The 14,497-nt window shown below is 43.4% G+C and carries 11 protein-coding genes; 9 read left to right on the top strand and 2 right to left on the bottom strand.

From position 1 onward, the window contains the following. Positions 1-175: 175 nt before the first annotated feature. Positions 176-487, bottom strand: a complete 312-nt coding sequence (locus tag IR173_RS16495) for a hypothetical protein (RefSeq protein WP_237040608.1) — start codon at positions 485-487, stop codon at positions 176-178. A gap of 372 nt (positions 488-859) precedes the next feature. Here IR173_RS16495 and IR173_RS16490 point away from each other — a divergent pair, with 372 nt between their 5' ends. From IR173_RS16490 to IR173_RS16460, 7 genes are all read left to right on the top strand, one after another. Beyond that, positions 860-1,357 carry a helix-turn-helix domain-containing protein gene (locus IR173_RS16490; RefSeq protein WP_237040607.1) on the top strand — a complete coding sequence of 166 codons (498 nt, stop codon included), beginning with the start codon at positions 860-862 and terminating at the stop codon, positions 1,355-1,357. 44 nt (positions 1,358-1,401) lie between these two features. Next, a complete protein-coding gene (locus IR173_RS16485) occupies positions 1,402-4,518 on the top strand; it encodes a hypothetical protein (protein ID WP_237040606.1) in 3,117 nt (1,038 codons plus the stop codon). 183 nt (positions 4,519-4,701) lie between these two features. Beyond that, positions 4,702-5,664, top strand: a complete 963-nt coding sequence (locus tag IR173_RS16480) for a calcium/sodium antiporter (protein ID WP_237040605.1) — start codon at positions 4,702-4,704, stop codon at positions 5,662-5,664. A gap of 76 nt (positions 5,665-5,740) precedes the next feature. Then, positions 5,741-6,877 carry an N-acetyltransferase gene (locus IR173_RS16475; protein WP_237040604.1) on the top strand — a complete coding sequence of 379 codons (1,137 nt, stop codon included), beginning with the start codon at positions 5,741-5,743 and terminating at the stop codon, positions 6,875-6,877. Between the two features lie 45 nt (positions 6,878-6,922). Continuing rightward, positions 6,923-8,800, top strand: a complete 1,878-nt coding sequence (locus IR173_RS16470; RefSeq protein WP_237040603.1) for a DNA topoisomerase IV subunit B — start codon at positions 6,923-6,925, stop codon at positions 8,798-8,800. Position 8,801: 1 nt separating this feature from the next. Next, positions 8,802-9,257, top strand: coding sequence for a pantetheine-phosphate adenylyltransferase (coaD, locus tag IR173_RS16465; RefSeq protein ID WP_237040602.1), 456 nt, complete (start codon positions 8,802-8,804; stop codon positions 9,255-9,257). Positions 9,258-9,259: 2 nt separating this feature from the next. Next, complete coding sequence (locus tag IR173_RS16460; protein ID WP_237040612.1) at positions 9,260-10,867, top strand: S41 family peptidase; 1,608 nt, start codon at positions 9,260-9,262, stop codon at positions 10,865-10,867. Positions 10,868-10,997: 130 nt separating this feature from the next. Here the strand turns inward: IR173_RS16460 and IR173_RS16455 are convergent, their stop codons facing one another. Beyond that, positions 10,998-11,612 (bottom strand): phosphatase PAP2 family protein, encoded by a 615-nt coding sequence (locus tag IR173_RS16455; RefSeq protein WP_237040601.1) that lies wholly within the window; start codon positions 11,610-11,612, stop codon positions 10,998-11,000. A gap of 192 nt (positions 11,613-11,804) precedes the next feature. On the opposite strand from IR173_RS16455, the gene IR173_RS16450 reads away from it, so the two are divergent. Beyond that, a complete protein-coding gene (locus IR173_RS16450; protein ID WP_237040600.1) occupies positions 11,805-12,491 on the top strand; it encodes a succinate dehydrogenase/fumarate reductase cytochrome b subunit in 687 nt (228 codons plus the stop codon). Positions 12,492-12,527: 36 nt separating this feature from the next. Beyond that, positions 12,528-14,486, top strand: coding sequence for a fumarate reductase/succinate dehydrogenase flavoprotein subunit (locus IR173_RS16445; RefSeq protein WP_237040599.1), 1,959 nt, complete (start codon positions 12,528-12,530; stop codon positions 14,484-14,486). Positions 14,487-14,497: the final 11 nt, after the last annotated feature.

Below are 14,497 nucleotides of genomic sequence, written 5' to 3'. Positions count from 1 at the left end.
CAAGTATCGGATGTAATGCCGGCTCTCGGCTTTTGTCATACAGGGTTTGTCATCCAATGACTGAATCCACCACTTAACTTTTTCTATAACGCTTTCATTTACGGTAGGGGCGGACCCATGTGTCCGCCCGATGGCTTAAAGTAAGCTGTTCTCAGGCAGACACACGGGTCTGCCCCTACAGAAAACGGTAGGCTAAAAAGATGGGCGGAAGTGATTTCTTCTTAACACCGGTAGCCAATACAGCTGAAGTAACGGTGTCTTTCACACTAATTTCCCATAAACAGGCGGTTCCGGCAGCTGTTATGTGTGAAAGGAGGTATGCAATAAGTTTTCTACCGCTTAATTTCTGCTTGCTTGTGACGGAAAAGTAAAGTAGTATCATCACCCCTAAACAATGGGCATTGTCTGGACAAACTGTTACCATTGTTTCAAGAAACTGTTTCCATTGTTTGAAGAAGTTCTCACGAGAGTTTTTTTGAGGTCTCATATTCTATTTATTCGACTAAAACGAGTGATTTTTCTGTCTTCTTCCTCTTTTTATCAATTGATAGAAGTGCTTTGGAAAAAGACCTTGAGCTTTTTGAAAAACGCTTAAGTCTTTTTCGGAAACTCCTTGGTCTTTTTTAAAAACATCAGAGTCTTTCCATTAGGATACGTTGACATTTGTTAGGATTTTCAAGTCGGATGTAAAGCAGGGACTTGATACTGCTTAAACTCTTGAGAACGTGATGAATAAGATTTTAGGAGAAAGAAGAAAAAAAGTGCATCTCTTACTAAGAGATGCACCGAACGCAACCCTTTTTTAAGGGTTTGAAAAATGTGTAATTATCTGAAATAGAGGCGATAAAAAGAGAGTACAATGGACTACCTGTTCCTACATCGCGACAAGCGCACCTTTACTTCCGAAAGGCAGAAGAATCTGCTCTTCCGGGCTGCTCATATCTATTGGGAGCAGAAGTTTGCAGGTCGTAACGTGAAGCAGGCAAGGAAAATCGATTGTGAGCTATATAAATATGTATTGTACTATTTGGAAGTGCGCCAAGTGTTTCTCGACCCGAAGCTTTCATTGAATAAGCTAAGCGATATGATTGAAACGAACCAGACTTATCTGTCCAATGTGGTAAACCGCTACTTTGGCTGTCACCTGAAAGATTTGGTGAACACATACCGGGTGGAATATGCCAAGGAGCTGCTCCGGTCGGGAGGATGTCCGTTGGAGGAGCTGCCCCAACGATGCGGCTTCCTGTCGCGAAGTACATTTTATACCTCCTTTAAGAAGGTGGCGGGTGTCTCTCCAAAAAGATATATGAAACAAGAACAGAGGGCTGTGCCCTCGGAACCGATAGAATATGTATAACCAATTTTAGTTTTTTAAATTTATAAATTTAAAGTTTTTCTATTATGAACAAAAAGTTTTTAAGTGCAATCCTGTTCGGAGCCATGATGGTTTCGTCAACAGGAACATTCGTGTCTTGTAAAGACTATGATGACGACATCAAGGACTTGCAGGAGCAAATCGACAAGCAGAAGACTGACCTGAGCGATAAGGTTACTGCTGTTGAAACTTCTATCGCAAGCTTGCAAACAGCTCAGGCCGGTTTGGAAGGCAAAATAGCAGAAGTGAAAGATGCCGCTGAAAAGGCTGCTTTGGAAGCTCAGAAGGCTGCCATTGCTGCAGCTGCAGAAGAACTCGCCGGTGTAAAGGCAGAGTTGGAAGCTGCTATCACTAAATTGCAGACTGCAACCGACGAGGAAATTCAGGCTGTAAAAGGTGATATTACAGAAATCGAAGCTTCTATTGCTGAAGTAAACGGTAAAATCAATGCTTTGCAGGCATTTCAGGCAACTACCGAAAAGACTTTAGACGCTTTGGTTCAGGCTGATGCTGCATTGGCAGGCACACTGACTACATTGGATGCTGAAGTGAAAGCCAATAAGGTAGCTATCGGTAAAAATGAAGCTGCTATCGATGCTCAGAAAAAGGCTTTGGAAGCCTATATCTTGTCAAACGACGAGGCTGTAGATGCCAACAAGACTGCCATTGAAGGCATTCTGGTTACATTGGGCAAACAACAGGAAATCTTGGATGGCCTGAAGGCATTCGATGTGAAAGAAACTCAAGAGGATATTGCAACTATCAAGGCTACACTGGAAACTATGTCTACCAGCTTGAAAGGCTTGTCAGATCAGATTACAGCTATTGATAATAAGTTGGAAGTTTTGTCTGCTGCTATTTATAAAGGCGTAACTCATGTTTCATTGTGGGTTGCAGGAACAGAACCTCAGAATGATTGGAATTTGACACTTCTTTCTGCCGAAGCTGTCAGAACATGGACATTTGGTGATAAGATGACGGGAGCTATTGAATTCGTTAAGGGTGAAAAAGCAACTTTGACTGAGTCATTCCTTATCCGCGTATCTCCGACTGATGCTGTGGTTTCTGCTGAGAATATTAAATTGATTAATGGCGAAGGCACAGACTTGGAAGGTTTGGTTTCTGTAAAAGAAGTAAAATCTTATAAAGGTCAGTTCACACGTGGTATTTCTGAAACAGGTGTTTGGGAAGTTGTAGTTGAAATGAACAAAGACTATGATGAAGCTAAGTTCAAAGAAGCAACTGTTGCTAAAGATAAAAATGGTAAATATACTGAAGGAGAGGATACTAAGTATAATCTTTATGCAGTAAGCCTTAACTCAACATTGGGCGAAAAAGAAGGAGAAAAGACTTATTCAAGAAGCGTTGTTTCTGAATATAATTTGGCTTTCACAACAGATAATATTAACACATCAGCGGAATTATCATTTACTGTTGATGATAAGGCGGTTGCAAAAATAGCTAACCGTTATGCTGTGTTGGCTGATAGCACATGGAAAGATGGTGTTAAGGCTGAACCTATATTCTCAGGAAAGGATGCCAATACAGAGGCAGATGATTCAGATGACCGTGATGGCAAACAAGACATATCAGCTCTTCCTGTTACACTGAACAAGCCTTTCACAGTAAAAGTAGAAGATGAAAATGTAGAAGGTTTCTATGTAGTAATTGACTATGCTCGTGCAGGTGACTCAGATACAAGTGAGAAGGTAGCATGGCAGAAGTATGAAAAGACAATGACCGGACTGAAGACTGTTTCTAAGACAGGTTCTGTCGAATTGACTATCACAGATGCTGATGCTTTGACAGATTACATTTGTTTCCGTGTATATGCTGTAAACAAAGACGGTTCTTTGGTTGACCCTGATGGTAAAGCATTCGAAGTAGTGGTAGGTGAAGCTGCCGATGCATTGGGTACTTACAATTGTACTTGGACTTGGAAAGCTGCCAATGAAGAAGAATATACAATGGCAGAAGTGGCATCAGACGTATTTGCCGGTGATTGGGTTAAGAATGTAGCTGAAATGAAAGCATTGGCTCCCGGTGATACAATTGTACTTGATAAACTCGAGAATAGTAAGGCTGCTATCACAGACTTGAAATTCTATGGTGAGGATAAAACATCTGAACTTACAGATGAATTGAGTGCTATTGCCAAGGATATTAAATATGTGAAAGCTGTTATTAATACTCAGGATGGTGCAGATGCTACTTGGTATGACAATGGTAAGAAATACACTCAGACTTATGGATTCTACAATGATAGAGGACAATTGCTGAAGACTATCACTGTAACTTTAACAAAAGTAATGCCGGGATTCCCTGCCAGTGTAGCGCCGTTTACTAATATATTGGTTAACAATACATTGAAGGTTTATCCGAAGATTGAAAATGCCGAGGATGCGAATGTTCTCTATGAGTTGGATAATGTATGGCATGGTATCACAACTGAGGTGACTTTTGCTCAGAAAGTAACCGGTGATGAGAAAGCAACTGTAATAACTTATATAGCTAAAGATACAGATGTTAAACCTGCATTGCAAGCTCCGAAGGCTATTCTGAATCCTGAAGCAGATGAATACGGAACTAAGTATCCGATGGTTGTTTCTTATGACTATGGTGATATTAGTAGCTGGGTTGAGACTCTTAAATATCAGTGGATTGTTGAAGGTACTAATTTTGATGTTGTATTTGGTAACTACATTGATGACTGTACATTTACATGGAGTGCTAAACCGACATTAACTTATCCGGGTTCAACCAATGTAACACAAAAACTTGACTTGTCTAAACTGATTGGTAAAGACTGGTATGGCAAAAATGTATATATTTATAATAACACAGTAGCTAAGATAGTGGCATTCAATGACTATGGAACGATTGCAGAAGACGATGTTGAAGTTATCACTAGCAATTCTGCAACCGGTGTAAATGAATATTATACTGCCAAATTTGTAGAAACTACTTATAATGATGATAACTCAGCAGTGAAGGAAGCTGCACATATCTTGTTGACATCAAACAGTGTAGCATCTCAGGGTAGTGATGTAGAAACTGTTATTCGTTTGAAGGTAAAAGATATCTATGGTAATATTATCAAGAAAGATCTTCCTGCATTCACGATGAAATTTCAGAATAAATAAGGAATAACTTATTTATTATATTAGAGGGTGTACATCATGAGTACACCCTTTTTTATTGTATGTGAAACGTTCCCTGCCGGATGCGCTTTCTTTTTCTCCGTCATTCCTCCTCCATTTCCTTGTCTTTTTCGGATAATACCTTTAATTTTACCGTCAAATTATAAAATCCAATCAGATAAATTTATGTTAGACACCCTTCTTTTAATCGGCGGTTTAGCCCTTATATTGCTGGGAGCAAACGGCCTGACTGACGGCTCGGCTGCTGTTGCCAAGCGTTTCCGGATTTCCGATTTGGTAATCGGCCTCACCATTGTTGCTTTCGGAACGTCCGCTCCCGAGTTGGTTATCAGTGTGCTTTCCGCTTTAAACGGAAGTGCAGAGATGGCTATCGGCAACGTGGTGGGTAGCAATACTTTCAATGCTTTGATGATTATAGGATGCACGGCGGCGGTGCTTCCCATTAAAGTGGGCGAAGGAACCATGAGTAAGGAAATACCGTTGGTCATTCTTGCTTCGCTGGTGCTTTTTTTCTGTGCCAACGACGTGATGCTCGATGGCAGAGCTGAAAATATAATCGGACGTGTCGACGGACTTATCCTGCTCGCTTTCTTTCTCATCTTTCTGCGGTATACTTTTGCCATCGCCCGAAACGGTAATGAGGAAGCGGGAGAGGAGCAAAAAATAAAAGAGATGCCGATATGGAAATCTGTCCTTTTTATAGTGGGAGGTCTTGCCGGACTCATCTTTGGCGGACAGCTCTTTGTAGAAGGGGCAAGCGGTATCGCTCGTTCGTTGGGTGTCAGTGAGTCTGTTATCGGATTGACTTTAGTGGCGGGAGGCACCTCTTTGCCCGAACTGGCTACCTCTATCACGGCTGCATTGAAGAAGAATCCGGGTATCGCCATCGGAAATGTGATAGGTAGTAATCTGTTTAATATATTCTTTGTGTTGGGCTGTAGCGCAACTATCTCGCCCTTACCGATGGGTGGTATCAATAATCTTGACTTGACGGTGATGATTGCTTCTGCACTGCTGTTGTGGCTGGTGGGCTGGTTCTTTAAAAAACGTACCATTACACGTCCCGAAGGGGTGCTGATGATAGTGTGTTATGTGGCTTATACAGCTTATCTTATTGCCCGACAATGAAAAAAGGTGTGAAAATCACCTCTTTTTAAATTAAAAACAGCTATCTTTACCGCCTGAATTTTTATAAAAATCGAACATGGCTATTACCATTAAGAAAGTCAGTACCCAAAAGGAACTAAAGACGTTTATACGTTTTAACTACGAGTTATATAAGGAGAATCCCTATTCCGTACCCGATTTGTACGATGATATGCTGAATACGTTCAGCCCCAAGAAGAATGCTGCTTTTGAGTTTTGCGAGGCTGTCTACTTTTTGGCCTATAAAGATGATAAAGTGGTGGGACGTATTGCCGGAATTATCAATCGCCGTGCCAATGAGACATGGCAGAAAAAGGAAGTGCGTTTCGGATGGATTGATTTCTTGGATGACATAGAAATATCACGTGCACTGCTGGATGCAGTGGCCGAATGGGGAAAGTCGAAAGGCATGGATACCATTCAAGGGCCTTTGGGCTTTACTGATTTTGATGCGGAAGGAATGTTGATTGAAGGCTTTGACCAGCTGAGTACGATGGCGACTATTTATAATTATCCTTACTATCCGCAACACATGGAGAAGTTGGGGTTTGAGAAAGATGCCGACTGGGTGGAGTATAAGATTTATATCCCCGATGCGATTCCCGATAAGCATAAGCGTATCAGTGACTTGATTCAACGCAAGTTTAACCTGAAGGTGAAGAAATATACATCGGGTAAGAAAATTGCAGCAGAATATGGTCAAGCCATATTCGAGTTGATGAATGAGGCATACGCTCCGCTTTATGGCTTCTCGGCTTTGTCACAAGGACAGATTAACCAGTATATCAAGATGTATCTGCCTATTGTAGACTTGCGTATGGTGACCTTGGTGACTGATGCTGAAGATAAATTGGTGGCGGTGGGTATCTCAATGCCTTCTTTGTCTGAAGCATTGCAAAAGGCAAAGGGACGTTTGCTGCCTATGGGTTGGTATCACCTGATGAAGGTGCTGTTTATGCATAAATATCCTCCTATGCTCGATTTGCTGTTGGTGGCTGTGAAACCGGAATATCAGAACAAAGGGGTGAATGCTTTGTTATTCTCCGACTTGATTCCTGTGTATCAGCAATTGGGATTCAAGTATGCCGAAAGTAATCCTGAACTGGAACTGAACGGAAAGGTACAGGCGCAGTGGGAGTATTTCAAGACAGAACAGCATAAGCGCCGTCGTGCTTATAAGAAAAGCATCGGTTGACAGATGCCGCCGTGAAGAAACAGAATTTGTAACCGTTACTAAGATATGGAAGAGAACAACGAACTGATAAACAATTCCGCCGTAGAATATACCGACGATAACATCCGCCACCTCAGCGATATGGAGCATGTGCGTACCCGTCCCGGTATGTATATTGGAAAGTTGGGTGACGGAGCGCATGCAGAAGACGGTATTTATGTTCTTCTGAAAGAGGTACTCGACAACAGTATCGATGAGTTCAAGATGCAGGCGGGCAAAAAGATTGAAATTACAATAGAAGAGAATCTTCGGGTCAGCGTGCGTGACTTTGGCCGTGGTATTCCGCAGGGAAAACTGGTTGAGGCGGTGAGTGTGCTGAACACGGGTGGTAAATATGACAGCAAGGCATTTAAAAAGAGTGTCGGGCTGAATGGTGTCGGTGTCAAAGCGGTCAATGCCTTGAGCTCGCGCTTTGAGGTGCGCAGTTATCGCGAAGGAAAGGTGCGTGTAGTTACCTTTGCCAAAGGGAATCTGCAGACTGACCGGACGGAAGACACTTCGGAAGAGAACGGTACTTATATCTTCTTTGAGCCGGATAATACTTTATTTGAAAATTATAGTTTCCGCTCTGAATTTGTGGAAACGATGCTGCGCAACTATACTTACCTTAATACGGGATTGGCCATCATTTATAACGGGCAGCGCATCTTGTCCCGCAATGGGCTGGTGGATTTGCTGAATGATAATATGACGGCTACCGGTCTGTATCCCATCATCCATCTGAAAGATGAGGATATAGAGATTGCCTTTACGCATACCGGACAGTATGGTGAGGAATATTATTCTTTTGTCAACGGACAGCATACCACTCAGGGCGGTACGCATCAAAGTGCTTTTAAGGAGCATATTGCACGTACCATCAAAGAGTATTTCAATAAGAATATGGATTATGCGGACATTCGTAACGGATTGGTGGCTGCCATTGCCGTCAATGTGGAAGAACCGATGTTCGAAAGTCAGACCAAGATTAAGCTGGGGTCTACCAATATGGCTCCCGGCGGCCCTACGGTGAATAAGTTTGTGGGCGATTTTGTGAAGACGGAAGTGGATAATTATTTGCACAAGCATACGGATGTGGCCGATGTGATGTTGCAAAAGATACAGGAATCAGAGAAAGAACGTAAAGCGATAGCCGGCGTTACCAAGTTGGCCCGCGAGCGTGCCAAGAAAGCGAATTTACATAACCGTAAGTTGCGCGATTGCCGTTTCCATCTCAACGATGCGAAAGGGGATAAGAAAGAGGAGAGCTGTATCTTTATCACCGAGGGTGATTCGGCAAGCGGTTCCATCACGAAAAGCCGTGATGTAAATACGCAGGCTGTGTTCAGTCTTCGTGGTAAGCCGTTGAATTCTTTCGGACTGACCAAGAAGGTGGTGTACGAGAATGAAGAGTTTAATTTGCTGCAGGCGGCTCTCAATATAGAAGAAGGTATAGAGGGACTGCGTTATAATAAAGTGATTGTGGCGACTGATGCCGATGTAGACGGTATGCATATACGTCTGCTGTTGATAACGTTCTTCCTGCAATTCTTTCCGGACCTGATAAAGAAAGGTCATGTGTATATTCTCCAGACTCCTTTGTTCCGCGTGCGTAACCGTAAGAAAGGGGTGTACGAGACTGTCTATTGCTATTCGGAAGAGGAAAGGGTGGCTGCTATCGAACGGCTGAGCCCTAATCCTGAAATTACCCGGTTTAAGGGACTCGGAGAGATTTCACCCGATGAATTCAAGCATTTTATCGGAAAAGATATGCGTTTGGAACAGGTAAGTCTCCGAAAAACCGATTTGGTGAAAGAACTGCTGGAGTTCTACATGGGTAAGAACACCATGGAAAGACAAAACTTTATAATTGAGAATCTTGTTATAGAAGAAGATATAGCGTGAGATGAGAAGAGCAATTTTTCCGGGGACATTCGACCCCTTTACCATCGGGCATTATTCGGTCGTAAAACGGGCATTGACCTTTATGGATGAGGTGATTATCGGTATTGGTATCAATGATAATAAAAAAACTTGGTTCCCGATGGACAAACGTCTGGAAATGATTCGTGGATTGTTTGCCGACGAGCCTCGTATCAGGGTGGAAGCGTATGACAGTCTGACGGTGGATTTTGCCAAAGAGCAGGATGCCGGGTTTATCGTGCGCGGCATTCGTACCGTGCATGATTTCGAGTACGAAGAAACCATTGCCGATATCAATCGGAAACTGGCAGGGATAGAGACTATTTTATTGTTTACCGAACCCGAACTGACCTCTATCAGCTCTACCATTGTAAGGGAATTATTGCAATTCGGCAAGGATGTAACTCCGTTTTTGCCCGAAGGAATGAAAATAGATTAATGATGAAATATACCAAGTATTTAGTTGCAGGCTTGATTGCCTGCATTTTTTCTTTCAGTGCTGTCCGGGCGCAGGAAAGAAAGTCTTTAGTGGATTCTCCGGCTCGTAAATTGCAGTTGGCGGAGTTTGCCATTGCAAATTTGTATGTCGACAAGGTGGATGAAGGCAAGATGGTGGAAGAAGCTATCATAAAGATGCTGGAACAGCTTGACCCGCATTCTGTTTATTCGGATGCAGAGGAGGTAAAAAAGATGAATGAACCGTTGCAAGGCAATTTTGAAGGAATCGGCATTCAGTTTAATATGGCGGAAGATACGCTTTTCGTTATACAGCCTGTATCGGGTGGTCCTTCTGAAAAGGTGGGTATCTTGGCCGGCGACCGTATTGTGATGGTGAATGATACGACTATTGCCGGTGTGAAGATGAGTACGGAGGATATAATGCGCCGTTTGAAAGGTCCGAAGGGTTCGGAAGTGAATTTGAAAATCGTGCGCCGTGGGGTGGGGGAACTGCTTCCTTTTACGGTGAAAAGGGATAAAATACCGGTTTACAGCCTTGATGCTTTTTATATGTTGAAGGATAAAATCGGCTATATCCGTATCAATCGTTTTAGCGCTACCACTCATGAGGAATTTAAGAAGGCTTTGGCTGAACTGAAAAAACTCGGCATGAAAGATTTGATTCTTGATTTGCAGGGTAACGGTGGAGGTTATCTGAATGCTGCCATTGATTTGGCCAATGAATTCTTGGAGAAACAAGAGTTGATTGTCTATACCGAAGGACGCCGGAATCCTCGTAGCGAGTTCTTTGCAAAAGGTACCGGAGGATTCAGGGATGGACGTCTTATTGTGCTGGTGGATGAGTTTTCGGCTTCTGCCAGTGAGATTGTGACCGGAGCTGTGCAGGATTGGGACAGAGGGGTAGTAGTCGGTCGGCGTACGTTTGGCAAAGGCTTGGTGCAGCGTCCCATCGATTTGCCGGACGGCTCTATGATTCGCCTGACGGTGGCCCGTTATTATACTCCGGCAGGGCGTTGTATCCAGAAGCCTTACGAAAGTATTGAAAAATATAATGAGGATTTGATAGACCGCTATAATCGGGGGGAGATGTTGAGTGCCGATAGTATCCATTTCCCTGACTCACTTAAATTCAAGACTCATAAACTGGAACGTGCTGTGTATGGCGGAGGTGGCATTATGCCGGATTATTTTGTGCCGATTGATACGACGCTCTATACGAAGTATCATCGTCAGTTGCGCGATAAAGGGGCATTGATGAAAGTACATTTTCAGCAGATAGATGCACATCGTAATGAATGGCTGTCTAAATATAAGAAGTTTGACGACTTCCGTAAGAAGTTCGAGGTTTCGCCGGATATGCTTCAGCAATTGGTAGCGACAGGAAAAGAGATGGGCGTGGAATATAATGAGGAAGAATATCAAAAAGCCCTGCCTTTGCTGAAATTGCAGATGAAGGCGTTGATAGCCCGTGATTTATGGGATATGAATGAATATTATCATGTTATCAATGAGGCTAACGAAAGTATCAGGAAGGCCTTGGAATTGTTGGAGCAACCGGACTTTGAGGGATTACTGAAAAAGAAACAGTAGTCGGGCTGTGGAGATGTGTCAAAACTCCCTTTTTATCGAAATCACTCTCGCTACAACTACCTGTGGCGAGGGTGATTTTTAGTTTATGAGAGTTCCGACACACCCTCCAATGTGAAGAAAGGGTGAACCGTTACTTGGTGTTTACAGATTTCTTTTTGAACAATACCTTATTTAGCCAGCGGTTGATATAAATATTCGCAAAAGCGCATCCCACTCCGATAGCAGCTCCTGCCACTACATCGCTTGGATAATGCACTCCTTGGTTTATCCGGGCGAACCCTACTCCGCAAGCCCACACTGCCGAAGGAGCGATGACGTACCACTTGGGGTAAGTGATGGAAAGCGATGTTGCTAGAGAAAAGGCCGCTGCAGTGTGCCCTGACGGGAACGATGGGCTGTCTGCATCCGGTGCTCCGTAAGGATGAACCTTGTCGGGGTACTTTACAAAAGGACGGTCGCGTCCTATGATATGTTTGGCAGCGTATGTGATACCTGCTGCTTCAATCACACTCGTACCGATATAAATGGCATCTTTCAGTAACGGTTGGTCTTTTTTTATTAAAGCGTAAATACCCATAGCAGTGGGAATACCTATGGGTAAGATAACTCCACTTTCGGATAATCCGCGGCTGAGGCCGTGCACTTGCCATTTGTTGATAGCCTTCACGGTGTTGATATCCCAGTTTTGCGCAGATAATTTCATGCTGAGGCATAAGCTCAGAAGTAGAAAGATAATTTTATTCATTGTATATTTTACAGTTTTCTGCCGCAAAGATAGAAAATTATGCTTTCTTCCCTTTGTTCCTGCGCTAATTAAAGAATAATTTCCATAATTCCTTGTATTATCAATAGATTTCCTTTACTTTTGCATCGTGAAGACACAGCTTTTAACAGAAATTTTAGTTCTAACAATTAAATAATTTAAATTAAATCATTTATGTGGTTAAGTAATTCATCTATTGGAAGGAAAGTGGTGATGAGTGTCACAGGTATCGCCCTTGTCCTGTTTCTGACATTTCACATGGCGATGAACCTTGTTGCGCTCTTCTCTGAAGATGCTTACAACATGATTTGTGAATTCTTGGGAGCGAACTGGTATGCGTTGGTTGCAACTGCCGGACTGGCTGCTCTGTTTGTAATTCACATCATCTATGCATTCTGGCTGACTATGCAGAACCGTGCAGCTCGTGGTAGCGAACGCTATGCAGTTAATGTTAAGCCTAAATCGGTAGAATGGGCATCTCAGAACATGCTTGTCCTGGGTATTATCGTTATTGCTGGATTGGCTCTTCATTTTGCCAATTTCTGGTACAAAATGCAGTTTGCCGAAATTATCGGTGTTCATGATTTGGGCGCATTCGGTCCTACAGACGGTGCTGCTTACATCAAGGAAACATTTGGCAACCCCGTATTTACAGTGCTTTACCTCATTTGGTTAGCAGCTTTGTGGTTCCACTTGACTCACGGATTTTGGAGTGCTTTGCAGACTTTGGGCTGGAGCAATAAAATCTGGTTCGAGCGTTGGAAGACTATTGGTAACATCTACTCTACTTTGGTAGTTCTTGGCTTTGCAGCAGTAGTCGTTATCTTCTTCGTGAAATCACTCGCTTGCGGTGCTTGCTAATCTGAATTTGTAAATGATTAAATCGTAAATAACATTATGGCTACTATAGATTCTAAAATTCCTGAAGGCGCTTTAGCCGAGAAATGGACCAATTATAAAGCTCATCAAAAATTGGTAAACCCTGCCAACAAACGTCGTCTTGACATTATTGTGGTAGGTACCGGTTTGGCAGGTGCTTCGGCTGCTGCTTCACTGGGTGCTCTGGGTTTCAAGGTATTAAACTTCTGTATCCAGGACTCTCCTCGTCGTGCACACTCTATCGCTGCACAGGGAGGTATCAATGCTGCTAAGAATTATCAAAATGATGGTGACTCTGTTTACCGTCTTTTCTACGATACAATTAAAGGTGGTGACTACCGTGCACGTGAAGCCAACGTTTACCGTCTGGCCGAAGTGTCAAACGCCATCATCGATCAGTGCGTAGCTCAGGGTGTTCCTTTCGCTCGCGAATACGGTGGTTTGCTTGACAACCGTTCATTCGGTGGTGCTCAGGTATCACGTACATTCTATGCCCGCGGCCAAACCGGACAGCAGTTGTTGCTGGGTGCTTATTCTGCATTGAGCCGCGAAGTTCAACGTGGTAACGTGAAGTTGTACACTCGTTATGAAATGTTGGACGTTGTGCTGATTAAGGATAACGAAGGTGTGGAACGCGCCCGTGGTATCATTGCCCGTAACTTGGTAACCGGTAAGATTGAACGTTTTGCTGCTCACGCAGTAGTAATCGGTACCGGTGGTTATGGTAACACTTACTTCTTGTCTACCAACGCTATGGCGTCAAATGGTTCGGCTGCTATGCAGATTTACCGCAAAGGCGCTTACTTTGCTAATCCTTGCTTTGCACAGATTCACCCGACCTGTATTCCTGTACACGGTGACAAGCAGTCAAAATTGACTTTGATGTCTGAGTCATTGCGTAACGACGGACGTATCTGGGTTCCCAAGAAGCTGGAAGATGCCAAGGCATTGCAGGCAGGAACCAAGAAACCGACCGATATTCCTGATGCAGACCGTGACTTCTATCTGGAACGCCGTTATCCGGCATTCGGTAACTTGGTTCCTCGTGACGTTGCTTCACGTGCTGCGAAAGAACGTTGCGATGCAGGTTTCGGTGTAAACAACACAGGTTTGGCTGTATTCCTTGACTTTAAATACGCTATCGACCGTCTGGGTGAAGATGTAGTTCGTGCCCGTTACGGTAACTTGTTCGATATGTACGAAGAAATCACTGACGAGAATCCATACAAGACTCCGATGATGATTTTCCCCGCTATCCACTATACAATGGGTGGTATCTGGGTTGACTATGAACTGATGACTTCTATCAAGGGTCTGTATGCTATCGGTGAAGCTAACTTCTCCGACCACGGTGCAAACCGCTTGGGTGCATCTGCATTGATGCAGGGATTGGCTGACGGTTATTTCGTATTGCCTTATACTATCCAGAACTATCTGGCAGACCAGATTCAGGTTCCTCGTTTCTCAACAGACCTGCCTGAATTCGCTGCTGCTGAAAAGGCTGTAAACGATAAAATCCAGAAACTGATGAGCATCAAGGGTCATCGTTCTGTAGACTCTATCCACAAGGAATTGGGTCACATTATGTGGGACTTCGTAGGTATGGGACGTACCAAGGAATCTTTGACCAAGGCACTGGCTCAACTGAAAGAAGTAAGAAAGACATTCTGGAGCGACCTTCGTATTCCGGGTGAAGCTAATGAATTGAATGTGGAACTTGAAAAGGCAATCCGTCTGGCAGACTTCATCGAAATCGGTGAATTGATGGCTTACGATGCTTTGAACCGTGAAGAATCTTGTGGTGGCCACTTCCGCGAAGAACACCAGACACCGGAAGGTGAAGCGCTTCGTCACGATGACAAGTTTTCGTATGTAGCTTGTTGGAAATACACCGGCGAAGGAAAAGAACCTGAATTGATTAAAGAAGATCTGAACTATGAGTTCACTAAGGTTCAAACTCGTAACTATAAGTCTTAATTATTAATTGT

Source organism: Phocaeicola faecalis, from assembly GCF_021730445.1.
In the GTDB taxonomy this organism is placed as follows: Bacteria; Bacteroidota; Bacteroidia; order Bacteroidales; family Bacteroidaceae; genus Phocaeicola; species Phocaeicola faecalis.
Note: the sequence above shows the minus strand (reverse complement) of the source record. Positions and strands in the feature narration are given on the sequence as shown.